The following is a 23,319-nucleotide window of genomic DNA, read 5'->3' as shown; positions in this document are numbered from 1 at the left end:
CTACCTTGCTACCAACAGACAGTGCTCTGCTGCGATGGAAACCACCACCTCATCCCCTTCCTTCACCTTCGAATCGGGATCGACTTTCACCATTATCAGTTGATCGCCGACCATGATCTCACTCTCATACACCTCTCCGACAAACACCATGGTGTGCATTCTTCCGGTCAAGGTATTCTGATGCTTCCCCTTATCCGCCGGATCGATCAGGTCGACGAACTCCGGCCTGATACAGAGGGTGATCTCACTGCCTGCAGGAAACTCCCGTTTGCTGCAGGTGAACGTTCCAATGGCGGAAACAACCTTGGTGAAGTCCTTCCCCTGCTCCTGGATGGTCACCGGAAGCAGGTTGGAACGACCGATGAAATCGGCTACAAACTGATGCTCGGAGTCGAAGTAAATCTTCTTCGGGTCTCCAATCTCAATAATATTGCCCGCCCGCATGACACCAATCTGGTCGCTGAGAGCCAGCGCTTCAATGCGGTCATGGGTTACATACACTGCGGTAATCTGCAGCTCACTGAGGAAGCTGCGCAGCTCCTTGCGGGTCTCCTCACGAAGCTTGGCATCAAGGTTGGAAAGCGGCTCATCGAACAAAATGACCTTGGGCTCGGCTACGAGCGCCCTCGCAAGGGCGACACGCTGCTGCTGACCGCCCGAAAGACGAGTGGCAGGACGACTACCGAAGCCCTCAAGCTGGACGAACTGCAGGGTCTTCTCGACCCTGCGCTCAATCTCATCCTTGGGAAGCTTCATGTTCTGAAGCGGATAGGCGACATTGTTGAACACATCCATATGCGGCCAGATTGCATAGGTCTGGAACACCATGCCCAGTCCCCGTTTCTCGGTAGGGACATCGATGCGTTTCTCGCTTGACCACACAATGGTGTCCCCGATACGAATCTCCCCTTCATCAGGGGTTTCCAGGCCGACAATGCTCCGAAGCAGCGTGGTTTTACCACAACCGCTGGGACCAAGCAGGGTAAAAATCTTATTCGCTGGAATGGTGAGGTTCACCCCGTCCAGTGCCTTGATGATTTTCCCCTCGGAATGATAGTACTTCTTGACGCCGCTGATCTGAATTTCCATCCGCTTCTTCCTGCTTTCCGTATCGGTTATTTCTTTTCGAAAATCTTTTCGAACTCAGCACCCCACTTCACCAGTTCCTCGTCGGAAAGCTCGCGAATGGCGATGACCTCAGCCTTCTCAATATCCTTGATCGGGGGGTAGACACCCGGAGTCAGCACATACTCTCCGACTTCGTTTGCCAGCATGCCCATGGCCTTGTTGGAAAGCCAGTACTCCATGAATGCTTTCGCAGCGTTGGGATGGGGGGCGTCCTTGGTGATGGCAATGGCACGGGGGCTGCCGAGCATCGGCTGCGATACCTGTGCCCACGCCAGCGGAGCCGGAGCCTTGGTTACGATGTACTTGGGCATCGAAATGCCGATTTTCTTCTCACCGCTCTCGATCGGGGCGGGAGTCGGGCTGAAGGATGCGACGAACATCGGGTTGTTGGCAGCAAGACCGCGCAGGAAGTCATACCACTCTTTCTCGGTGGCAAAGACATGTTCCTTCAAACCTACGAGCCAGCTGATGGTCGTTGCATGGCTGGCAGGGTTTGCCATGACAATCTGATCCTTCCACTTGGGATCGGTCAAATCTTCATAGCGCTTGGGGACATCGGCCGGAGCAACGAGCTCGGTGTTGTAGATGAGTGCGACATATTCAATGCCAAAGAGGTAGATGCCGTCCCTTCTCGCCCACTCGGGATAGGTCTCGCCCATCGGGGAGACGTAGTCGGCGATCACGCCCTGTTCCTTGAGGATTTCCAGCACCGGAAGCGGTCCCTGCAGTACGTCGGCGGCAAGCTTGCCGGCTTCGAACTCGGTGAGCACGGTGGAGACAAAGCGTGCAGTCGATAGTCGGGTGTTCTCTGCAGCAACCCCGGTATCGGCAGTAAATGCTTCGATGATCGGCTCAATGGAGGTAATACTGGCATACATGGAGACCTTGTCCTCCAAGGCTGTACTGGCAGGTGCTGCAGCTTCTTTCGAACCGGCGGCAAAGACTGAGCCGAGAACAAGCAGCATAATCAAGAGAAAACCCAAAGCACGTTGTGTGTGTTTCATGCAAACCTTCCTTTTCGGGGACAACCCCTCACTTGAAGGTATCATGCTCACATAGGGCGGTCAACGATTATACGATTTTTTGCAAACCAGCAACAAATTTGTAGGTTTTCATGTCTGAAATAGGGCACGGAATGTGAAACAAGGGAATTTTATCCACAATTCATGCTCTTTATACCGTATAGTCCCCTACTTCTTCTGATACAGCACCGTTTTCTGGTAATCGGAAGGCAGCATGCCGTAACGTTTCTGGAACGCCCTGCGGAAGGTCTGGGCATTGGAGTACCCGCAGAAGGTTGTAATCTCACTGATCGTCATCTGCTTCTCGGCAAACAGGGCAAGAGCGCGCTCAAGACGGTAGACTTCCAGATACTGGGCAAACGATGTCTCCATACGGGTCTGCATGAAGTGGTAGAGAAAGCTCTCCTTCAAGCCGAAGTCACCCGCCATATTGGAGAGGTTCAAGCCCGGGTCGGCATAATGGTCGTGTATATAGCCAGTAATCCGTTGGACGAGCACCTCATCCTTGTCGCTCTTTGCCCTGTTGATCGCCAACGCCTGGGAGAGAAAGAACTGCTTGACCTCGGCATACGACTCAAACACCGACTGGTGGAGTGTCAGCCTGAGGCTCTGACTGAGCTTGATCGCCGTCGCATAGAGCACCTTCATGAGATTGGCATGCTCTTCAGGCCCCAGATTCCTGGCAACAAAGTTATCCTGCTCGATGGTCCTCAGGATTTCTTCCAAGGCCTGCCGCTCCCCTTTCATGACAGCACCGGAGAGCTTGCGCTCCATATCGAGGCTGTAGTGGTACGGCTCACGCTTGAGGCTCAACTCGGTATAACGGCGCATGATTTCCACCTGTTTCTCACTGAGCAGACTCTGCTGGACCTCGCTGCACTCATTGGTCGCCGAGAAAATCTCATCAAGACTGTGCTTGGCCGAACTGACCGCCATGCTCGTGATACAAGGCGAGACTTGGATGAACTCCTTATAGAACTGATCGATCTGTGTATCCAGAAAGCGGCCGTCACCATGCCAGAGCATGATCCAAATCGAGAATGAGAAGTCCATGTAGAGGTAGTACTGCTGGCCGAACGCACGCATCGCCTGCTTTTGGGCCGCAATTCGGGTGAAGTCGATGTCCTCCAGCCGATCACTGGATAGAAAATCCTGCACATCGTGGATTGCGATATGCACCATTTGGAAGGTGTTGGGAGAGTTCAAATCGATATCCTTCTGGACCTGCTTGAGCATCGCCTGAATCTCGGCTGTCCCCAGCATTTTCCCGTGAATCAATCGACGAAAGAATGTGTCGGTGATAAAGGGAGTGCCACCGGCTTGGCGTACCTTGCTTCGGTCCTCCTCAACGATATTCTTGATGTACCCGACCGCCTGCTCATAGGGAAGCGGTTTCCCGCTTACATCGACCAAGCCGAGCAGCTCGGTCCAGTGGCGGTTGCTGCGTGCAAGCATATAGACGGCAAAGAAGGAGAGCAGCAGGAACATCCCGATGCTGAGAATCACCAGCACAGGCCACATGGGATTGAGCATGGCGTTGATTTCCTTGAGCGAGAGCAGGCTGAAAAACCTCAGACCGCTTGCGTTCGAGGAAAGGGCCGAGAGCACATACTCCTGGCCTTCAATGGACACTCGATGCTGACCGTCGGCATACCCATCCCCCAGGATGAAGGCGGGGTCGCCCGAGTAGGTGATCACGGCTCCCTTGCTGTCTGTGACATAGACGGTGGGGCTCGCCCCCTCTATCTGCTGCGAAAGCAAGTCCACGATGTAGCTGCTGTCGAGCAGCAGCATGATCTTGCCCGCATTGGCTGCGGGATTATTCAAAGGAAACGTCTGGACCAACGGAATGACCGACCGATTTCTCCCATGCACCAAGGCATCGGTTTGGGGAAAGAAGGAACGGTTGAAGGCGGGTGTCAGGTACTTGCTGCGGAACTGACGGTAGTTCAATCCCTCGAAGGCGAACATGGAAGGGTACATTTTCTCAGGTTCCAGGAAGGCATTCTGAGAAGAGAGGATATAGCCGCTGCGGTTGGAGTATATGTAGACCTCGGCCAGCATGGCATTGATGTTTGTTGCCGTAGGCAGGACGCCTTTTGCATCGATGAGGGTCTGAATATCGACCGAACCGCTCTCAATCTCTCCCTGGTAGATGAATTTGGCGATATCGTTGTCCAAGAGCAGCATCTGGCTGAGCTTGTACATCTGGTCCAACGAAAGGTCGGTGGTGGAACGAATGAGGTGGAGCATCGAGTAGGTCTGCTCCTGCTTGTCCCTGCGCACGGTCATCAACATCCAGTTTTGGGCGAGAATGAGTATGACAAAACAGAGTATAAGGGCGGGAAGGAACAACAGCAGTGTTCTGGATGCAGGAATTTTATGCTCAGGCTTTCTCATAGGTGCAGTCAGTATACCATAGGGAAACCCCTTTTCACGGGAAAAAGTATCAGTCGTCAAGCCAGGCAACCGTCTCCCAAACAGCAACCCCGTCGTTGAGCTGTCGGGGGCCGGATGTACTTCTGCCTTCCCTTACGAGGCAGGCAAGTTCTTGTCTCATGGCAGCTACCAGATCAGGGTGCTCGGCCTGCACATTCACCGTCTCTGCAATATCGCACTCAAGGTTGTACAACTGCACGGAAGGAAGATTCTGTGCATCCTCGCTTCCGCTTGAAGGGTATGACCACCCGCCCGAGCCTTTGCACATCTCAAGCTTGTATGCTCCTTTTCTCAGGGATAGCGAACCGTCAAGGCTCTGATGGACCAATGAATCTCGTACTTCAGGGTGAGTAGTGTCTGAGAGCAACGGCAGAAGGCTCACACTATCCACCGCCTCATCCTCGGCCAAGCCGAAACCAAGAATATCGGCGGCAGTAGCATAGAAATCGGATAGGCAGACAAGGTGGTTGGAAATTGAATGCGGCGCTATCACCTCAGGCCAGCGCATCAGAAGCGGCACCCGGTGTCCACCTTCAAAAATGTCCGATTTCATCCCCCGGAAGTGATAGCTTGGATTATGTCCGAATTGTGCAAGCTCGGCGAAGTCAGCCATCGGAGAGCATCCGTTGTCGCTGGTGAGAATGACCAGGGTGTGTTCATCAATGCCGTTCTCTTTGAGGGCATCGAGCACCCTGCCCACCACGTCGTCGCAATGCAGGACAAAATCCCCATAGGCATTGGTATTCGATGCTCCCCTGAATTTGGGATGGGGAAGAATGGGCGTATGGGGGGCCGGGAGGGCGAAGTAGAGGAAGAACGGATTGTCCTTGTTCTCTCGAATTACTTCCAAGGCCTTGTCGGTAAGGTGATCGAGTACCTCTTCGTGGACAAAATCATCGGCAGTCAAGCCTTCGCGCCAAAAGCCCTTGCCCGACCCTTTTGTCGTCCTGGTAGGAACAGCGGTGAACCGGTCGTCCTTGATGTATACATACGGGGGCATATCGAGCGATCCGCTGATACCGTAATAGGAGTCGAACCCCACGCTGGTCGGTCCGTTTTCAATGGGTTTGGTGTAGTCTATCGGATAGCTGTCACCAAACTCCTGGGCCTCAACAAAGCCCTCTCCCTTGGGAAGGGTCATGCCTAAATGCCACTTGCCCACCATATGGGTAGCGTAACCACCCTTTCTCAAGAGCTGCGCTACTGTTTTTCGATTGTTGTCGATTAACGGAGGAGAGAAGCCTCCCAGCACGTAACTCTTAAGCTTGGAACGCCAATTGTAGCGCCCGGTAATAATGCTGTAGCGGCTGGGGGTACATACGGCACTGGTGGCATGAGCATCGGTAAAGCTCATGCCCTCCTCTGCCAAACAGTCGAAGTTGGTGGTTGTGAAAGGACAACCGGGATTCAGCGATGAAACATCACCGTACCCCAAGTCATCTGCAAGAATATACACGATGTTCGGCTTCTTTCGCACCTGGGCACTCCTCCCTGGATAAAGAGTATAGGGCCCATAAGGGCCCCATACCTACTGTAAAAATTTCTTATTTGTACTGGCGGTTGTAAGCAGTATTCATAAGGTCCAAAACAGACTTCAACTGCAGTTTCTCCAGATTTGCTACGTACTCGTTCCAAACCTTGTCGTCGTTGACATCAAGAGAGCCAACCATGAACTTGACAGCACTCTGGCGGATATAGTTTGCCAACTCGCGCTTGACGGTTGAGAACTTCTCACTCTCGTCGGCGGTGTACTTGAGTACGGGAACTTCCACTGAGGTGTCCTCGTACGGCTTATACAGGTTGGATGTCTCGTCATAAAGAGTCTTCTCATTGTTGCCCGGCAGGTAATACTCGGGATTGTCCTGAGTCATGGGCTTGGAGGCCAACCCATTCTTCAACGACGGAGTCATGGCTGCAGTGTAGGTCTGGATCCAGGTATCGTTCTGGGGATCCTTGTCGTTCCACAGCTTCAGCTGTTCCCACACAGCAGGCTTTCCGTTCAGACCAACCTGACCACTCTTTGCCCAATCCCATGCTTCGCCCTGAAAACCGTTGCGCTGGAGCAGGGTTCCTTCGGGGCTGTACATGAAATCGAAGTAACGCATGATGGCTTCGGCATACTTGGTCTCGGAGCTGAGAACCAACTGACCGATTTCAGGATTCTGGAAGAATGCTACCGAGTACTGTGCACCCTTAGGTCCCTCAAGCGGAGCAATGGCACGGAAATTGTTGAAACGTTCCCCGCCGATGGTAGCAAACTGACCTCTCCAACCGCCTGCTGCGAAACCGACGACCGGCTGTTCAGAGCTCTCTACGAGCTGGGTCAGCTGGCTGGAATCCTGGGTGAAGGATCCATTGTAAAGCAGTCCTTCCTTGTACAGTTTGTTGATGAAAGCAAGGCCTTCACGGAAGGCAGCCTTGTTCACTGCAGTGTCAACCTTGCCGTTATTCATCATGTAGCCTACGTTGTCGTCGGCGTTGGCATTGATGTTGGTGTCAAGGTCGGTGTAGATGAAGGAGTTGAGCAGGAAGCGCTCGACCTGGTCGGACCAACCGATGATGGAACCTGCGAGCGGAATCTCATCAGCTTTGCCGTTTCCGTTGGCATCCTGTTCTTTCATAGCCTTCAGCACCTGATAGAACTCATCGGTGGTGGTGGGCATTTTCATGCCAAGCTTGTCCAGGAAGGGCTGATAGACAAACAACTTCGCCTGGTTGGAGCAGTGGTAGCAACCTTCGAGGCGGGGCAAGGAGTAGATGTTTCCATCGATGTTGGTCATGAAGCCGATACCACCGGGGAACTCTTCAAAGGCCTTCATCATGTGAGGCATCCACTCTTTGGAGTAGAACTTGTTCAGCGGCAGGAACAGGCCTTCCTGAGCACCATAGGTGGTTTCCAAGGTGTTGTTTACTGCAAAGCCGAGGAACGCATCGGGGTAGTCACCACTGGCCAGTACCAGGGCGAGCTTCTCGGTGGCAGCCTGCTCGGGAATCATGATGTAGTTCACCTTGATACCGGTCTGTTCTTCCATGTACTTGGTGAACCGGTTGGTATTGAAATCCTCGACACAGGGGGGCTGAGCGACCATGATGTCCACCGTAATGGGGGTCTTCACGATCGGGAACGTCCCGACGGGAGTATACTCAACAGTAGATTTTGCCGAGGCACTCTCTTTCGAGCCTTGGGCAACCAGCGAGGCCGGCAGCAAGAGAGCGACCAGCAATACGATACACAATGTTTTCTTCATGGATTCCTCCTATTGTATGCAGCTTCTTAACAAAAGCTGTGTACTCCTAACCTTTGACGGAGCCGATCATGACTCCCTTGACGAAAAACCTTTGCACGAACGGGTAGATTACCAGAAGCGGAACACTCGCAACAACGATGACCGCATAGCGGATGGTCTCACTGAGGCCCTGCGCCCTGATGGCAGCCTCGACATCGACGGTCATCGAGGGAGTATTTCGGTTGATGATCAAAATATTGCGCAGTACGATCTGCAGGGGATACAAGGCCTGCTTCTGCAAATACAGAAGTGCATCGAAGTACTTGTTCCACTGCCCTACTGCATAGAAGAGGGCAAGTACTGCAACGATGGCCCCGCTTAAGGGAAACACAAACGAGACTAGGAAGCGGATATCCGAGCATCCGTCGATCTCGGCGGCCTCATACAGTTCGTCGGAGATGTTTTCCTGCAGGAACGTACGGGCAATGATGACGTTCCATACGGTAATGGCATTGGGCAGGATGATCGCCCACCGCGAATCGTAGATGCCCAGGTTGCGTACCACCAGGTAGAGAGGAATCGTTCCGCCGGTGAAAAGCATGGTAAAGAGGATGAGCTTGGTTACCACCGAGCGTCCGTAGAACTCCTTGCGCGATAGCGGATAGGCAAGCAGCATGGTAAGCAGCACGCTCATCACCGTACCCGTTACCATGTAATAGAGGCTGTTCATGTAGCCGGTTCCGATCTGCTTGTTGGTAAAGACCGCCTTGTAGCTTACCAAGTCGAAGTTGACGGGGAAGAGCCATACCTTCTTGGCCATTACCGCCTGCGGTTCACTGAACGAGCAGGAGACAATGTAGAGCAAAGGGTACAGCACGATGACCAGGCTGATGAACAAAAAGCTGTTCACCACCAGAGAGAATACCCGGTCTGTTACGAGTGCTTTTCGTTTGTAATGCATCACCACAGTCCCCCTTCCTTGTTCTTGGTTTTGGCAATGTGGTTGAAGGTCAGGATCAGTACGATGTTGATGATTGAGTTGACCACATCGATGGCGGTTGAATAGCTGAAGTCGCTGTTGATCAGGCCCATCTTGTAGACATAGGTGGACATAATCTCGGCACTCTGCAAATTGAGCGGGTTCTGCATAAGGAAGGCTTTCTCAAAACCCAGGCTCATGACAAAGCCCATATTCATGATGAACATGATGACGATGGTATTTTTTATGCTGGGCAGGTCCACATACCAGATTTTCTGGAACTTGTTCACCCCGTCGACTTTTGCAGCCTCATAGAGCTCGGGGTTTATGCCTGTCAGGGCGGCAAGGTAGATAATGGCGTTGTACCCGGTGTTCTGCCAGAGTGCCGACCAGACGTAGATGTGCTTGAATAGGTGCGCCTCACCCATGAAGTTCATCGAATCCTTGCCAAAGGAGGCACGGATTGCATTGAACAAGCCCAGAGCGGGATCGAGGAACTGCATCAGAATCGCTACCATAACCACGGTAGAGATGAAGTAGGGGGCATAGGTGACCATCTGTACACTCTTGCGCCAGACTTTCGAGCCGGTCTCGTTCAATGCGATGGCAAGAATCACCGCCAAGGGAATGGAGGAGACAAGGGCATACATGCTCAGCGAGAAGGTGTTGAACATAATTTTCAAGCTTGAGGGGTTCTTGAAAAACTTCTCAAACTGATACAGCCCCACCCAAGGGCTGTTCCAGATCCCTTGGCTGACGCGGTAGCGCTTGAAGGCAAGCAGGACGCCATACATGGGAACGTACTTGAAAATGATGAAGTAAAGCATGGGAAGAGCAACTATGACATAGAACTGCCAATGTCTGCCCATCTTTCTTCCCAGGCTGAGTTGTCGTGGTTGGTTGAGTGCGTTCTTCATGTCAAAATCGTCTCATGGAAGTCAGAATCACATAAGGGTCAAGTTTCCAAAGCTCGGTCAGCTTACCTACTGACTAAGGCGTCATTTTTTGTAGGATAGGTCGTACTTTGAAAAAATGACGCAATACAAGAAGGCTCTTGGAAACTTTGACTCTGTTGCACCTCTCATACTCAGGCTACACTACCAGTAAGGAGACACGGCGATGAAACACGAAGCAGTACAACAGTGGCTCGACCTTCAGTTTGGCCTCTTTATTCATTTTGGGCTCTACTCGCTTCCCGGCGGTGTGTGGAAGGGCGAAAGAATTACCCGCGGATATTCCGAGCAGATTCTCTCCCACGGTTACCTCCCCCAGGCAGACTATGAGGCTTTGACTGAACAGTTCAGTCTGCCTGAGTTTAATCCCAAGCATATTGTTACTACAGCAAAGCAGGCGGGGATGCGGTACTTGGTCATAACGACCAAGCATCACGATGGTTTTTGCCTTTTCGATACGAATACGACCGACTATAAAAGTACCAACGCCGCTTGCAAGCGCGATATTGTTAAGGATCTGAGTGATGAGTGCAAAAAACAGGGGCTTGCCTTCGGCATCTATTTCTCCTGGATCGACTGGCACTTCAGTGAGGCTGCTGCAATAAGCAGTCACAACAGCGATCCAATTCCCTCCTCCCACCAGAGGTTGAACATCGCCCAGTTGACTGAATTATTATCCAACTATGGTCCTATGTGTGAGCTGTGGATGGATATGGGCGCTCCCACGGCAGAGCAGAGCCAGGAGGTCTATGACCTGGTACAGAGCTTGCAACCCCAGTGCATGGTCAATGGAAGAATCTGGAACGACAAACAGGACTTTTTGACTATGGGGGATAACCAGCTTCCCGCGGTTCCCTTGAACTGTCCGTGGCAGACGCCGGCATCCATTTACAAGGAAACTTGGGGGTATCGCAGCTGGCAGGTCCGAGGGGATAGGGACGAGAAAATTCAAGAGTTGTCAGATACAGCAAGAAAGGTGGTCCAAGAAGGTGGCAACTACCTGCTCAACATCGGCCTGATGGGAACGGGTGCCATTCAGAGCTTTGAGCAGGAAGTGCTTGAAGGAATCGGAACAGTGCTTGCCAAGAATCCGCTGAAGAGAGAGCAGAACAAGAGAATACTCCCCAAGATAGTACCCGGCCAACTCTGCGCTGAACCCTTGGTGGCTTATCGCTATACGGGAACTGAATACTACTCCTACCGCCCCATCCCCACTACCCTTTGCTGGGCACTGCAGCTGAACGAGGATACGAGTATCTGTATCGGTTGGGAGAGCGATCAGGGACTGGCCAGAGAGCAAAAACTCTGTCTTGAGATTGCGGGGAAGCAGTACTACAGTTCGCTGCAGAAGGGTCGCACCTCTGATACCTTCATCACTGCACTCAAGCTGAAGAAAGGGAAGCATGAAATCTGTTTGCATACGATCGGCGATGAGCTAAAAAGACCTGAGCTTGTCGATACTACCTTACGACTGGTACTGAGAAAGGAAGGAAAATAATGAAAATTGAGATTTGTCTGGAATCGATTGAGAGCGTACTGGCTGCCGAGGCCGGGGGTGCCGACCGCGTGGAGTTCTGCGCCGACCTCTTCGAGGGGGGCACGACCCCGTCGCTGGGAGCCTTCAAGACAGCCAGAAAGCACAGTAAAATTGCCATGAATGTCATGATCAGGCCCCGAGGCGGTGACTTCTGCTACAGCGACCTGGAGTTCGAGGCCATGAAGGAGGACGTCAGGCTCTTTAGGGAGGCGGGGGCCGACGGCATCGTGTTCGGCATCCTCACTCCCGACGGAGAGATTGATGTAGTGAGAAGCAAGGAAATCATCGACCTCGCCAGGCCCTGCTCGGTCACCTTCCACCGCGCCTTCGACATGACAAAGGATGCATCACGCTCGCTTGAGACGCTCATAGACCTGGGTGTCGACCGCCTGCTGACCAGCGGCCTGGAGGCAACGGTCATCGAGGGGCTGCAGACACTGAAAATGTTGGTCAGGCAGGCCGGGGACAGGATCATCGTCATGCCCGGCTGCGGCATCACCGAGCGCAACTTCGCCTACCTGCAGCAGCAGGTGGGGGCCAAGGAGTACCATGTGTTCGTCCCGGGCACCTACGAGTCGAGGATGACCTACCGCCCCGAGCACATCTACATGGGCGGCATGCTCAGGCAGGCCGAGTTCAGCATCAGCCACACCGATTCCAACCGGGTGAGCACCATCGTGGGGGCTAAGCTATGAGCAAGCGAGTCTTCGTAGGGGGGCTGCACCACGAGAGCGACACCTTCAACCCCATCATCACCTCAAGGGAGGAGATCTGGGTAACCAGGGGGCGGGACCTGTTCGCCAAGAGAGAGAGCTCGGCCAGCGGAATCATCAACACCCTGGTCGCCGCAGGCTACGAGGTCGTCCCCTCCCTGGTCGCCCGTGCGGTGCCCAACGGGGTGTGGGACCATGAGTACTACCAAGAGCTGAAGGCCGAGCTGCTGCAGGGGCTCGCCGAAGCGGGAACGATCGATGCCATCTGCCTGTCGCTGCACGGCAGCATGCGCGTCGACAGGATCGGAGAGGCCGAGCAGGACCTGCTTCAGGCAATCAGGGAACTGCATCCGACCACGCCCTTGTTCACGAGCCTGGACATGCACGCGACCCTCACCAGAAGGATGCGCCATGCCGCCGACGGCTTCGTCGGCTACAAGTGCGCCCCCCACACCGACACCTACGAGACGGGCATCCATGCCGCCCTGATGGTGATCCGCACCCTGGGGGGAAACAAGAAGCCCACCATGGCGGCGGTGCGCATCCCCATGCTCATCGCAGGGGAGCAGAGCGAGACCTCGGTGGAGCCGATGAAAAGCCTCATACAGGAACTGAGGACAAGAGAACAGAGGGAAGGCGTACTCGCCTGCTCCTACCTTCTGGGCTTTCCCTGGGCCGACGGGAGGGAGAACGCGGTGCATGCGGTGGTGGTGACCCAAGGCGACCAAGCACAGGCAGATGGTCTTGCAAAGGAACTTGCACAGATCTTCTGGTCCAGAAGGAAGGAGTTCGGCTTCTACAACGAAACACGAATGCCCTCCGATGCCCTGAAGGCAACCAGGGAGTCGATTGAACAGGGGGTGTACCCGGTGGTCATCAGCGACAGCGGGGACAACCCCACCGCGGGAAGCAGCGGCGATGTCACCAGCTTCCTCTCGCTCATCCTTTCCGACCCCGTCCTTTCCAAGCTCGACCCTCCCCTGCTGTACCAGGGTTTCTACGACCCCGAGGTGGTCAAGCAAGCTTTCAATACGGGTGTTGGTGCAAGCTTCGATTGCCTCCTCGGTGCGAAGTTCGACGCCGTCAAAAGCAAACCTGTCAAAGCAAGGGTGACGGTCAGAAGCGTAAAGAACAAATGGGAGGGGGCAAACGGTGCCGACCTCGCACTCTTGGATGTTGAGGGTGTTGATGTGGTGGTGGCAAGCAAGCATGTGGGCTGCTACGACCCACAGATGATGAGGGTCCTGGGGGCCGAGCCCAAAGAGAGGAAGGCCATCGTGGTGAAGCTGGGCTACCTGGAGCCGGAGATACGCTGTATCGCAAAGCGCTCGATGATGGCCCTCACCACGGGCTCCTCGGACGAGCTCTTCGAAAGGCTTCCCTACAGGAACCTTCCCAGGCCCATCTATCCCTTGGACGGGGAGTTTGAGGCTGAGTTGGAACTGATATAAAGCATTTGCTCCTGTATTTCTTTGTGTGATAAAACACCAAAGGGGAAGCTGGTAAGGCTTCCCCTTTGGTCTATGTATCCGATCCTTTATGAATTTCTTCCCGTTTCTTCTTCGGCATTCAATCCTTGACAGATGATAAAAGGTGGGCCTATACTGAACGAGTAAAAACGTTTTGCGTAAATTTGCTAATCCAATTAAGGAGGATCTGCATGAGAAAAATTATCGTATCCCTGATGATTCTGCTACTCGCCACAACCATGGTGTTTGCAGCAGGAACCAAGGAAGAGGGAGCAAAGAAAGAGGTGACTCTTTCGGTACTCTGGTTCAATGATGCCAATGAGTCGGATGTCTTTCTGAAGACTATGGATGACTACCTGAAGGCCAACCCCCATGTGAAGCTGGACCTACAGATTGTTGCCTACAGTGAGTACGACCAGAAGCTCAAGCTGATGATCAGCGGAGGCAATCCACCCGATGTCGCTCGTATCACCACCAATACCCTTTCGGTGGTCGTCGATAGCCTGGAGCCCATTGAGAACCACGTTGCTGACGTTGAGGCGGTGAAGAAGCAGTACCTGCCCTCCATGGTAGCCTTTGCCACCAACAAGGAAGGCAAGTTCATTGCCTACCCCACTGAAGCTACAGCAAACGGCATGTTGGTCAACAAGACCGCCTTCGACAAGGCCGGCATCGATGTGGATAAGGTCAGCAAGACTTGGACTTGGAGTGAATGGGAAACCATCATCAAGCAGGTTGTTGCAGCCAATCCGAGTATGAAGTACGGCCTTGCAGTCGACTTCACCCCGCACCGCTTCTCCACCCTCATGTACCAGTGGAACGGCCGCTTCCTCAATGAGGACCAGTCGAACATCAAGTTCAACAATCCCGGAACCATTGCTACCTTGAAGTGGTTCAAGGGCTTGCATGACCAGGGTCTGTTGCCCAAGAGCGTATGGCTCGGTTCCGAGAACCCGGCTGAGCTTTTCCAGGCAGGCTTGGTTGCCGGTCATATCGGCGGCAGCTGGAACATCAACACCTACAACAAGAACGTGAAAGACTTTGAGTGGAAAGCAGTAAAGATGCCCAAGGGCGCGATTAACTCCTCCGTCCCCGGCGGTAAGTTCGTTGCCTCCTTCAAGGGTGCAAAGAACCAGGATGAGGCATTCAAGTTGATGGCAGCATTTACCGACAAGGCTCACAATGAGATGTACAGCCGCGACACCTTCAACATTCCTTCACGCAACGATGCACAGGTTTCCTATCCTTCCAACAGCGGCGACTTTGAGGTCTTCCTCGAAGAGCTGAAGGTCACCCCGGCCTATACCGCCAACGAGTGGAAGAATACCAGCCTGAGCAAGGTTACCACCTACATCCGCGAGCAGATCGTTGAAGTACTGCTTGGCAACATCACCGCCGAACAGGCTGTGGCCAATGTTGACAACAAGGGTGCATCATTCTTTAAATAACAATTACTTTGGATATCGGCTCCCCCTCAGTGAGGAGGAGCCTGATTCTTCAATCGGCAGGGCTGCCTGCCTTTCAGGATTCCTATGAAACGACATACCAAGGGAAACTTTCACCAGACAGCAGCCCCGCTGCTCTTCCTGCTTCCCAACATCCTCATCTTTGGGACGTTCATCATTATCCCGGCCATCCAAGGCTTGCGAATGTCCTTTACCGAGTGGGGAGTGTTTACCACTCCCGTATTCATCGGCTTTGACAACTTCATTGAACTTATCGGTGATGAAGTCTTTTGGAAGACTTTCAGCAATACAATCGTCTACTCCTTCTTCACTGTCAGCTTGATCATGGTCTATGCACTGGCCTTGGCCTTGCTGCTCTATAAGAATACGCTGAAGGGTGAGAAAATCTTTCGCTCCCTCTTCTATATCCCTTCACTCTTAAGCATGATCACCGTCGGTATTGCATGGCGCTTCATCCTCGGTGACGAGATGGGTATCGTCAACTACCTGCTTCGCAGTATGGGAGGGGATGGCATTCGCTGGCTGACAGACAGCAAACTGGCCATGGTTTCCATTATCGGTGTCTCCATCTGGGCACAGGCCGGCTACTACATGGTGGTGCTCATTGCAGGGCTGCAGGCCATTCCCATCGAGCTGTACGAAGCAGCAAAAATTGACGGGGCATCGACGACAAAGACCTTTACATCGATTACCCTGCCATTGCTTCGTAGCACCCTGCTGGTTGTGTTGGTCCTTGCAACCATCGCCTCCTTCAAGGCCTATGAGTTGATTTCGGTTATGACCAAGGGAGGACCGGGGTATGCTACCAAGTTCATCGTCCAGCAGGTCTATCAGGTGGCCTTCCTGGAGGACCGCATGGGTTATGCCAGTGCGATGTCGATTGTCCTGATGCTCATCATCGCCCTCTTCACCGTTCTGCAATTCAAGCTCAGCGGAAAGGAGTCGGACCATGAATAAGCAAAAGGTTTCAACACTATTGCATTATGCTGTACTGATACTCCTTTCCCTTGCAACGCTGCTTCCGGTGCTTTGGGTCGTGCTCTCTTCCTTCAAGCCGCAGAGCGAGCTGTTCAGGATCCCTCTGACCTTTATTCCCAAGGATTGGACGCTTGAGAACTATGTTTCCAGTCTGGCGGCAGGAAACTTCCCAATCTACTTCTCCAATACGGTATTCGTTGCAGTGGTTTCCACTGCCCTGACGGTGTTGATCAACCTGATGGCAGGTTATGCCTTGGCAAAGTACATCTTCAAGGGAAGAGACCTCATCTTCACCATTATGATTGCCACGCTCATGATTCCCTTGCAGGTCATCATGATTCCAATTTTCCTGCAGTTGAAGAATCTGGGTATGCTGAATTCACTGTGGGGAATCATCATTCCTCCGGCGGCTACCCCTACCGGAGTATTCCTTGCCCGTCAATATTTGGTTACGCTGCCGGATTCGCTCATCGAAGCGGCCCGCATCGATGGGGCGCGGGAGCATACCATTTTCTTCCGCTTGATCCTCCCCATGAGCAAGCCCATTGTAGCGACCATTGCCATTTTCAGCTTCATGTGGCGTTGGAATGACTACCTGTGGCCCTTGATCGTCATCACCGACAATAAGAAACAGACCATTCAGCAGGCATTGGCGAACTTCGTCGGACAGCTGCAGATCAATTGGTCGGACTTGCTTGCCATGACCACCATTGCCATTATTCCCGTCATCATCGTTTTCCTGGCATTCCAGAGATTCTTCTTCTCCGGTATCGCTGCAGGATCGGTAAAAGGTTGATCGCATGAAACATATCATTCACTCTCTGTTCGAATGCCGCTTTCAGTCCCCTTCCTTGGTTGTAGCCAAAGGAGTCGGGGGGGAAATCCATATTCAGTTCTTCAGTTCGGAAATTGTGAAGGTTTCCTATCAGTTCGACCAGCTATCCATCAATGAGACATTTAGTAAGGCCAGTGATTACATCACCAGTCCGTCCAAGACCCTCTTTATGGATGAAGTGATCGTACTGAAAGAAGAGCCGCAAGCCTTCATTCTCACCTGTGCCCAGTGCCGGGTGGTGGTTGAGAAACGCTATGCCCTTATCAGCATCTGGTATGAGGGGATTCTGCAGCACGGCGGCCGGGTGGGAACAGCCGACACGGTTCTGCCTTCCTACCAGGTACGTTGCTTCACCAAAGAAGGCTCACCGGACTCTTTCAGCAGGTTCAACTTCCCGCTTTTGGAGGACGATGAGTTCTACGGCCTTGGCGATAAGAGCGGGTTTCCCAATAGGAGGGGAAGACGGTTCTCCATGTACAACCGCGATTCCCTCGGCTACGATGCCTCCAATTCCGATCCCCTGTACAAGTCGATTCCGTTTATGATCAAGCGCAATACCCAGACTGGAGCCCTGTGTGGTCTTCTATTCGACCAGAGCTTGATCAAGCTCTTCGATTTGGGTCGCGAGAGTCCGTTCTTCTTTTCCGTTGAGGTGGAAGGCGGTCCGTACAGCTATTTCACATTCCTAGGCAGAACCTACCACCAGGTGTTGAAGAATTACTGCAAGGTGACAGGCTTTCCTGCATTCCCTCCGTTGTTCAGCTTCGGGTTCTTCGGCTCTTCCATGAACTATGCAGAGCCTGATGACGCCGAGCAGAGAATACTGCAGTACTTTGCCACCATCGAGGAGCACAAAATTCCCTGTGAGGGCATGTACGTCTCCTCCGGTTACTTGAAGAGTCCGGAGGGCAAGCGCTATGCCTTCTTGTGGAACAAGCAGAAATTCCCCGACCATAAGGCGTTTTTGACGTCCCTTTCCGAGCGTGGATACAATTTATGCATGAACATCAAACCAGGTATTCTTACGTCCCATCCCTGGTATGGGGAGCTGAAGGAAAAGGGTTACTTTATCAAGGATCAGAGTGGACAACCCTATCAGGAGTTTTTCTGGGGTGGCGAGGCTTCCTTCATCGACTTCAGCAATCCTGATGCCAAAGCGTGGTGGAAATGCCAGCTGAAAGCCCAATACCTCGACCACGGGTGTACCGGTATCTGGAATGACAACAACGAACTTGAACTGGAGGATGTACAGCTTGGTGCATTCAAGACCAAGACGCTCTACCCTATCTGGATGGCTGAGGCTTCCTATGAGGCGTTCAAGCAGCAGCAACCTGACAGACGACCCTGGATTTATAGCCGCAGCGGCTATGCCGGCATGCAGCGGTTTGCCAGGACGTGGTCGGGGGACAATGTCAGTGATTGGAAAACGCTGAAGTACAACCAGTACATGGGTCTTGGGTTTGGTCTTTCGGGTCTGCCCTACTTCGGCCATGACTTGGGTGGCTTTTTTGGGGCATTTCCTGAGGAAGAGCTGTTGGTGCGCTCGGCCCAGTCTGCAGTCTTTCAGGGGAGGTTTGTGATCCACTCCTGGAGGGAGGATGGCAATCCTACAGAGCCTTGGTCGTATAAGAGCGCCCTGCCTCATATTCGTTCCTTGATATTGGAACACTACCGCTTCATGCCCTATCTCTATACCTGTGCCTTCGAGGCGGCCACCGAGGGCAAGCCGATCGAGCGCTCCCTGTATTTGGAATTTCCAGACGACACCAAACTCAGGGGTGATGAGCTCAATACCCTGTTTGGGCCGAATATCTTAAAGGTTTTGGTTACCGAGAAGGGGAAGAACAGCGCTGATGTGTACCTTCCTCAGGGTGTATGGTGGTATAGCAAGGAAGGCATAGCCTATGAGGGAGGAACGAGTCTTCGTCTCTCCTACCCTGCAGATGGACAGGTGCTCTATTTTGCCAAGGAGGGGTCGGTACTGCCGACGGCTCCGGGCCTTATGCATTTGCAAAGCGGCTTGTTCGAACATGTTGAGCTTCTGGTCCATCCCTGCATCACAGAGAACGAGGTAGTTTCCTCCTACTTTGAGGACGATGGGAGTACTGAGCTGGCAACCAAGGGTTACAACAGATGGGAGTTCAAGGTGACTGACCATTCCCTGGTGATTACCAAGCTGGTCGGGACCCTTGAGAAGAAGCGGACATTCACGCTCAAGGTTCCACAAGGCTACGTAGTATCCCAGCAATCGTTCGACCCTGAAGCGCTTGGAGAGGGAGAGAGCTTGGTCATTGCAATAAGCAAGTGACAAAGGGTACAAGAGGCTTTACACTGGCGACAAGGAGGGCATATGCGTGAAGTAGTGACGATCGTAGATGTAGCGAAAGCTGCCGGTGTTTCCCCTGCTACGGTTACGCATGCCCTCAATGGGAAAAGACCTGTCGGTGAGGCCACCCGCAAGAAGGTGCTGGAGGCGATCGAGCAGCTTGGCTATGTTCCTTCGTGGAATGCTTCGCGTATGAAGCGGGGGAATTCGGGGATTATCGGGTGCTTGGCGGCTGATATTACCGAGACATTCGTCAACCAGATAGTACGGGGTATTGAACATGGCCTGTCCGGTGGACAGTACTCCCTTTTCTTCGTCAGCGGCGTTGAGTTCGGCAATGACTTGAAGAAGGCGTATAATTTTCTTAAGAGTCATAAGGTGGAGGGCATTCTGTTCTGTCACCATATTCCAATTTGGAAGGACTTCAATCTGGATACGCAGAATCCTGACATTCCTATTGTTTCGATCAATATGGCGGCCCAGGAAATGACCAGCGTGGTGGTGGATAATACTACCGGAGGTTATCAGGCGGCAGAGCATCTGTATGGCTGCGGGATGCGCCATCCTGCAATGATTTGCGGTCCTGAGGACCGGTTGAGTGTACAAGACCGTCTGAAGGGGTTTTCACAGAGAGCCAAAGAATTGAATCTGCAGATGCCAAGCGACAGCTACTATGGCAACTACGATTTCAACCATGGGTATGAGGCTGCTAAACAGCTTATGAAAGGCTATCCCCAAACCGATGGGATTTTCTGTGCCAATGACTATATTGCTGCAGGAGCAATCTCAGCTCTCAAGGACTTGCACTACGATATTCCAAGCCAGGTACGAGTGGTTGGTTTTGACAACCGAGATTTCTCAGAGTTCTGGCAAACTCCGATTACCACCTTTGAACTACCGCTGCAGGAGATGGGTATGTTGGGAGTGAGTCTGCTCAAACAGGTGATACATACGGGCAACTACTCCAAGACACAGCATGTACTGCAGTCGAAGTTGATTCCCAGGCAGAGCAGCAAGGGGTAGAAATATCGTCTACTTGCCTACTATCACTTCGACAGCCTTCATGTACTCATTCACAATAATCTCGCGGTCAAATTCTCGTTCAACTTTCTTTCTTCCCGCTAGCCCCATTGCAATTTTCTGTTCATAGGGAAGATTGATGAACTTCTCGAGAGCTTCTATGAGAGCATCTACCGATCGAGGTGCAAACATAATTCCAGATATTCCATCGTCGAATGTATCACGACAGCCAATATGATCGGTAGAAAGTACCGGCCTCCCAGCAGAAGCTCCTTCCAGAAGAACATTGGCAATACCTTCCAAGTGGTAAGAAGGTAACACAACTGCATGACTTCTCTTGATCAGACTATGAATGTCTTTTTGGAAACCAAGATAGGTTCCAGCTCCGGATGCTGAATATTCTGCTAGCTGTGATTCATACACATCTTCGCCGATGAAACCTGCAATATCACACGTAAAAAAAGGATACTTATGATGAACAGCTTTTGCAGCTGCCATCATCTCTTCAATGCCTTTGTCCTTGATAATACGAGCAATATAGATGAGACGAACTGTTCCATCATCTTGAGGATAGGGTTCCAAGGGATGGCGTGATAGATTCACTCCTGAGCCAGGTATGAGGACTGATTGTTCTTTGGTTGTAATGGAATGGTCCAAGAAATATTGCAGATCTCTTGTGTTCTGTAAGAATACTGTCCGAGTTTTCTTGAATGCAATGCGAAGCAGCGAGAGCACCACTTTTTGGATGAGATTATCATCCATCAGGGCCTTGCCCAACCCTGTCATGTTTGCTATTTGGGGAACTTTGAGCAATCTGCAGACCAATCCCCCATAAATATTTGACTTTATGGTATAGGTCAGAACAACATCAGGCTTTATCTTTTTTACAAGCTTAAAATACTTCAGCAAGACTCCCAGATTGGAGAAAGGGTTCTTTCCCCGTGGGGAAAATTCGATGGGATGGAACGTACATCCCAACTTCTCAAAGAATGCAACTCGGTCATTGGAAGGAGCCGAAAGAGCTACAGAGGCCCCTGATTGGAGAAGTTTTTCAATGGTCTCCAAACGCAGTGTATAGAGGTAGTCAACGTCGTTAGTAAGTATGAGTATTTTCGAAGCTATCATATGCTAACATCCCTTTCTCTTACCAAGAATGGAAAAATTGGTTTATTGAAATGATGAGGGGGAAACGCCAACATGAGCAATGGTATAATTAAAAAATCACCATATCTAAATGGGGATACTGATTCTGGCAGTGAATATACTATCCATATCAGCATCAAACCAGCTAACATCCAAGACTGTTTCAATAAGCGAAAGAATCCAACAATTACGGCAAGAAAGAAAACTAAGGAAATAGCCCCGAAGTACGACAGCATTGTTACGTAGGTGTTGTGCCATTTAGTAACATTCTCGGGATCAGGTCTATGCCCCATTAGAAATGTACGTAAATCTAGATCCGAGAAGTATTGTCGATATAACTGAATTCTCCCAGAACTATAGAATCCAAGAATATTAAATCTTGAATGCATAAGCATTTCCCATATTATATTTACAATCCCAATCAAAAACAAAATACCCACAACTACCCAAAGCCATAATATCTTAGACTTCCAACCTTGCTGGCTTTGTACGAGCGAGATACGCTTACTTACATTGTATAGTAATACTAGCAGAAGAAGGCATATAGCCATCGCAAAACCCGTTCTACTTTGAGAGTAGAATGAAGAAATTAATACTCCAAAAACTGGTATCATCGGTATATAACGTTTTTGCTGTTTTACATACGTCAAAAGCTGAAATGAAATAAAAAAAACTAATAAATACCCTACTCCATTTCGACTGATTTGATAAAAGAGGCCTTCTGGGCTGAACTTAAGAATCAAAAAAGCATAGAGAAAAGGTATCACTAAAAATATTGAAAACAAATTAAAAAGCATCTCGTTCAGTCTTGAGTATCGCAATAACAAACCGAAAGAGTAACTTATACAGATAATTGGAAAACCTGTTGTAATAGAGGCGTATCCTGCATGAGAAACAAAGCGAAAATATAATAAACTAGACAGCAAAAGTATCCCAATGAGCAAATCCTGAGTTACCAACTGTTTTCTCAATTCCCAAATAGTAAGAATCAAAAGAACTGCAGCAAGAGCAACTTGGATAATTTTTCGATATGGGAGAACAAAAAAACTCGAATATATATAGGTGGATAAGAGTGCAATAAGCACTAGTTGAATAAGCCATATGAGATTCCGCTTTGTTTCTGCTAATTCCATATATAAATACATTCCTTCTTGCCTATTTGATACATAACCTGATCACAATTCAAAAAAGTCTGAGTTACATCAATGGCATAGAGTAATTGATTATATCACTAATAGCATCTAGAAACCTCGGTCAAAGCATCCAGATACCAAAATAATACTTCCTAGAGGCTCTTGCAAAATAGCAAATGCCTGATATTTTCATTCTTCTGAGCTACTTGAGGCAGCTTCAGAAGCTCATCCTTGCTGCAAACAAGCACGTTATTTGGATATTTGTATAGAAATGGACCTGACAATCCTTTATAATATGATTAACTACAAACAATTAGAAGGAGAGCAGGTCCATGAAAAGCATAGCAGAAATCCTCGGCGGTTGCCAGATGGTATTCGGAATTTCTTTCGACATCCAAGAGGTTTTCGAAGGGTATGTGACCGCCGAACACCGTACGTTCATCCAGATGCTGCAGGTGCTAGAGGAATTCCTGCCGGCGTGCGACGGCAAGGCAAGCCTGCTTGGGCGCAAAGGCTATGATGAGACGGCGATGATCCGTTCGGCCCTGGCCAAGCAGTTTTTCAAGATTCCCACCGTCACCTCGCTTCGCAACCGCCTGCTCAGCGATCCGTCGCTGCGGCAGGTCTGCGGGTTCACCTCCGTACCGAGTGAGGCCACCTTCAGCAGGAAATTTGCATCCCATGCACGCCCAAAACTCATGGAGAAGGCGCTGGGCCCCCTGGTAAGCTCCTATCTGGACGGCCGCATCGTGGGTCATGCCAGCCGGGGACTCCACAGCCATCGAGGCGCGCGAGAAGGCCGTGAACAAGAAGAAGGAAGTGATCCCGAGGGGGAAACCCGGCAGGCCCAGAAAGCTCTGAGTCGAAAACCAAGAAGCAAAACGTTCTGCAGAAGCAACTTGGCCAGACTGCCGAACAGGCATTCGAAGAATTGAACTCCCAGTGCAGCTG

18 protein-coding genes are annotated in these 23,319 nt (G+C 51.4%); 9 read left to right on the top strand and 9 right to left on the bottom strand.

Going from position 1 to position 23,319, the window contains the following annotated elements; translation table 11 throughout:
• The 7 genes from SPIBUDDY_RS02065 to SPIBUDDY_RS02035 form a co-directional block, all read right to left on the bottom strand.
• Positions 1-1,089, bottom strand: a complete 1,089-nt coding sequence (locus tag SPIBUDDY_RS02065) for an ABC transporter ATP-binding protein (RefSeq protein WP_013606101.1) — start codon at positions 1,087-1,089, stop codon at positions 1-3.
• A gap of 26 nt (positions 1,090-1,115) precedes the next feature.
• Complete coding sequence (locus tag SPIBUDDY_RS02060; protein WP_013606100.1) at positions 1,116-2,132, bottom strand: ABC transporter substrate-binding protein; 1,017 nt, start codon at positions 2,130-2,132, stop codon at positions 1,116-1,118.
• A 186-nt stretch (positions 2,133-2,318) separates the two neighbouring features.
• Positions 2,319-4,550: a helix-turn-helix transcriptional regulator gene (locus SPIBUDDY_RS02055; protein ID WP_013606099.1), complete on the bottom strand. Its 2,232-nt coding sequence runs from the start codon at positions 4,548-4,550 to the stop codon at positions 2,319-2,321.
• 49 nt (positions 4,551-4,599) lie between these two features.
• The gene (locus SPIBUDDY_RS02050) at positions 4,600-6,066 is read right to left on the bottom strand and encodes a sulfatase family protein (RefSeq protein WP_013606098.1); all 1,467 of its coding nucleotides are present in this window, start codon (positions 6,064-6,066) and stop codon (positions 4,600-4,602) included.
• Between the two features lie 67 nt (positions 6,067-6,133).
• Entirely contained in the window at positions 6,134-7,837 is a 1,704-nt protein-coding gene (locus SPIBUDDY_RS02045) for an ABC transporter substrate-binding protein (protein WP_013606097.1), read from the bottom strand.
• A 46-nt stretch (positions 7,838-7,883) separates the two neighbouring features.
• The gene (locus tag SPIBUDDY_RS02040) at positions 7,884-8,777 is read right to left on the bottom strand and encodes a carbohydrate ABC transporter permease (protein ID WP_013606096.1); all 894 of its coding nucleotides are present in this window, start codon (positions 8,775-8,777) and stop codon (positions 7,884-7,886) included.
• Complete coding sequence (locus tag SPIBUDDY_RS02035) at positions 8,777-9,712, bottom strand: ABC transporter permease (protein ID WP_013606095.1); 936 nt, start codon at positions 9,710-9,712, stop codon at positions 8,777-8,779. Before SPIBUDDY_RS02035 ends, SPIBUDDY_RS02040 begins: the two co-directional genes overlap by 1 nt.
• Before the next feature lie 202 nt (positions 9,713-9,914).
• Here SPIBUDDY_RS02035 and SPIBUDDY_RS02030 point away from each other — a divergent pair, with 202 nt between their 5' ends.
• From SPIBUDDY_RS02030 to SPIBUDDY_RS01995, 8 genes are all read left to right on the top strand, one after another.
• Positions 9,915-11,246 (top strand): alpha-L-fucosidase, encoded by a 1,332-nt coding sequence (locus SPIBUDDY_RS02030; RefSeq protein WP_013606094.1) that lies wholly within the window; start codon positions 9,915-9,917, stop codon positions 11,244-11,246.
• Positions 11,246-11,980: a copper homeostasis protein CutC gene (locus tag SPIBUDDY_RS02025; RefSeq protein ID WP_013606093.1), complete on the top strand. Its 735-nt coding sequence runs from the start codon at positions 11,246-11,248 to the stop codon at positions 11,978-11,980. Before SPIBUDDY_RS02030 ends, SPIBUDDY_RS02025 begins: the two co-directional genes overlap by 1 nt.
• Entirely contained in the window at positions 11,977-13,449 is a 1,473-nt protein-coding gene (locus SPIBUDDY_RS02020; RefSeq protein ID WP_013606092.1) for a M81 family metallopeptidase, read from the top strand. The genes SPIBUDDY_RS02025 and SPIBUDDY_RS02020 overlap by 4 nt, the downstream gene beginning before the upstream one ends.
• A gap of 209 nt (positions 13,450-13,658) precedes the next feature.
• Positions 13,659-14,915 (top strand): ABC transporter substrate-binding protein, encoded by a 1,257-nt coding sequence (locus tag SPIBUDDY_RS02015; protein ID WP_013606091.1) that lies wholly within the window; start codon positions 13,659-13,661, stop codon positions 14,913-14,915.
• 84 nt (positions 14,916-14,999) lie between these two features.
• Entirely contained in the window at positions 15,000-15,890 is an 891-nt protein-coding gene (locus SPIBUDDY_RS02010) for a carbohydrate ABC transporter permease (RefSeq protein ID WP_013606090.1), read from the top strand.
• Complete coding sequence (locus SPIBUDDY_RS02005) at positions 15,883-16,707, top strand: carbohydrate ABC transporter permease (RefSeq protein WP_013606089.1); 825 nt, start codon at positions 15,883-15,885, stop codon at positions 16,705-16,707. The genes SPIBUDDY_RS02010 and SPIBUDDY_RS02005 overlap by 8 nt, the downstream gene beginning before the upstream one ends.
• A 4-nt stretch (positions 16,708-16,711) precedes the next feature.
• Entirely contained in the window at positions 16,712-19,054 is a 2,343-nt protein-coding gene (locus SPIBUDDY_RS02000) for a glycoside hydrolase family 31 protein (protein WP_013606088.1), read from the top strand.
• A gap of 42 nt (positions 19,055-19,096) precedes the next feature.
• A complete protein-coding gene (locus tag SPIBUDDY_RS01995) occupies positions 19,097-20,095 on the top strand; it encodes a LacI family DNA-binding transcriptional regulator (protein ID WP_013606087.1) in 999 nt (332 codons plus the stop codon).
• Between the two features lie 9 nt (positions 20,096-20,104).
• Here the strand turns inward: SPIBUDDY_RS01995 and SPIBUDDY_RS01990 are convergent, their stop codons facing one another.
• Together SPIBUDDY_RS01990 and SPIBUDDY_RS01985 are read right to left on the bottom strand one after the other, a co-directional pair.
• Positions 20,105-21,217, bottom strand: coding sequence for a glycosyltransferase family 4 protein (locus SPIBUDDY_RS01990; protein WP_013606086.1), 1,113 nt, complete (start codon positions 21,215-21,217; stop codon positions 20,105-20,107).
• Positions 21,214-22,368 (bottom strand): hypothetical protein, encoded by a 1,155-nt coding sequence (locus tag SPIBUDDY_RS01985; RefSeq protein WP_013606085.1) that lies wholly within the window; start codon positions 22,366-22,368, stop codon positions 21,214-21,216. Before SPIBUDDY_RS01985 ends, SPIBUDDY_RS01990 begins: the two co-directional genes overlap by 4 nt.
• Positions 22,369-22,700: 332 nt before the next feature.
• Between SPIBUDDY_RS01985 and SPIBUDDY_RS01980 the strand changes: the two genes are divergently transcribed.
• The gene (locus tag SPIBUDDY_RS01980; RefSeq protein ID WP_041380500.1) at positions 22,701-23,303 is read left to right on the top strand and encodes a transposase; all 603 of its coding nucleotides are present in this window, start codon (positions 22,701-22,703) and stop codon (positions 23,301-23,303) included.
• Positions 23,304-23,319 lie beyond the last annotated feature (16 nt).

This window comes from Sphaerochaeta globosa str. Buddy (assembly GCF_000190435.1).
Taxonomy (GTDB): Bacteria; Spirochaetota; Spirochaetia; order Sphaerochaetales; family Sphaerochaetaceae; genus Sphaerochaeta; species Sphaerochaeta globosa.
The sequence above is the reverse complement of the archived record's forward strand: the minus strand, read 5'-3'. Positions and strand labels throughout refer to the sequence as shown.

Coding starts and splice junctions, on each gene's coding strand:
- SPIBUDDY_RS02065 (WP_013606101.1), bottom strand. CDS start 1,089: ATGGAAATTCAGATCAGCGGCGTCAAGAAGTACTATCATTCCGAGGGG.
- SPIBUDDY_RS02060 (WP_013606100.1), bottom strand. CDS start 2,132: ATGAAACACACACAACGTGCTTTGGGTTTTCTCTTGATTATGCTGCTT.
- SPIBUDDY_RS02055 (WP_013606099.1), bottom strand. CDS start 4,550: ATGAGAAAGCCTGAGCATAAAATTCCTGCATCCAGAACACTGCTGTTG.
- SPIBUDDY_RS02045 (WP_013606097.1), bottom strand. CDS start 7,837: ATGAAGAAAACATTGTGTATCGTATTGCTGGTCGCTCTCTTGCTGCCG.
- SPIBUDDY_RS02040 (WP_013606096.1), bottom strand. CDS start 8,777: ATGCATTACAAACGAAAAGCACTCGTAACAGACCGGGTATTCTCTCTG.
- SPIBUDDY_RS02035 (WP_013606095.1), bottom strand. CDS start 9,712: ATGAAGAACGCACTCAACCAACCACGACAACTCAGCCTGGGAAGAAAG.
- SPIBUDDY_RS02030 (WP_013606094.1), top strand. CDS start 9,915: ATGAAACACGAAGCAGTACAACAGTGGCTCGACCTTCAGTTTGGCCTC.
- SPIBUDDY_RS02025 (WP_013606093.1), top strand. CDS start 11,246: ATGAAAATTGAGATTTGTCTGGAATCGATTGAGAGCGTACTGGCTGCC.
- SPIBUDDY_RS02020 (WP_013606092.1), top strand. CDS start 11,977: ATGAGCAAGCGAGTCTTCGTAGGGGGGCTGCACCACGAGAGCGACACC.
- SPIBUDDY_RS02015 (WP_013606091.1), top strand. CDS start 13,659: ATGAGAAAAATTATCGTATCCCTGATGATTCTGCTACTCGCCACAACC.
- SPIBUDDY_RS02010 (WP_013606090.1), top strand. CDS start 15,000: ATGAAACGACATACCAAGGGAAACTTTCACCAGACAGCAGCCCCGCTG.
- SPIBUDDY_RS02005 (WP_013606089.1), top strand. CDS start 15,883: ATGAATAAGCAAAAGGTTTCAACACTATTGCATTATGCTGTACTGATA.
- SPIBUDDY_RS02000 (WP_013606088.1), top strand. CDS start 16,712: ATGAAACATATCATTCACTCTCTGTTCGAATGCCGCTTTCAGTCCCCT.
- SPIBUDDY_RS01995 (WP_013606087.1), top strand. CDS start 19,097: ATGCGTGAAGTAGTGACGATCGTAGATGTAGCGAAAGCTGCCGGTGTT.
- SPIBUDDY_RS01990 (WP_013606086.1), bottom strand. CDS start 21,217: ATGATAGCTTCGAAAATACTCATACTTACTAACGACGTTGACTACCTC.
- SPIBUDDY_RS01985 (WP_013606085.1), bottom strand. CDS start 22,368: ATGGAATTAGCAGAAACAAAGCGGAATCTCATATGGCTTATTCAACTA.
- SPIBUDDY_RS01980 (WP_041380500.1), top strand. CDS start 22,701: ATGAAAAGCATAGCAGAAATCCTCGGCGGTTGCCAGATGGTATTCGGA.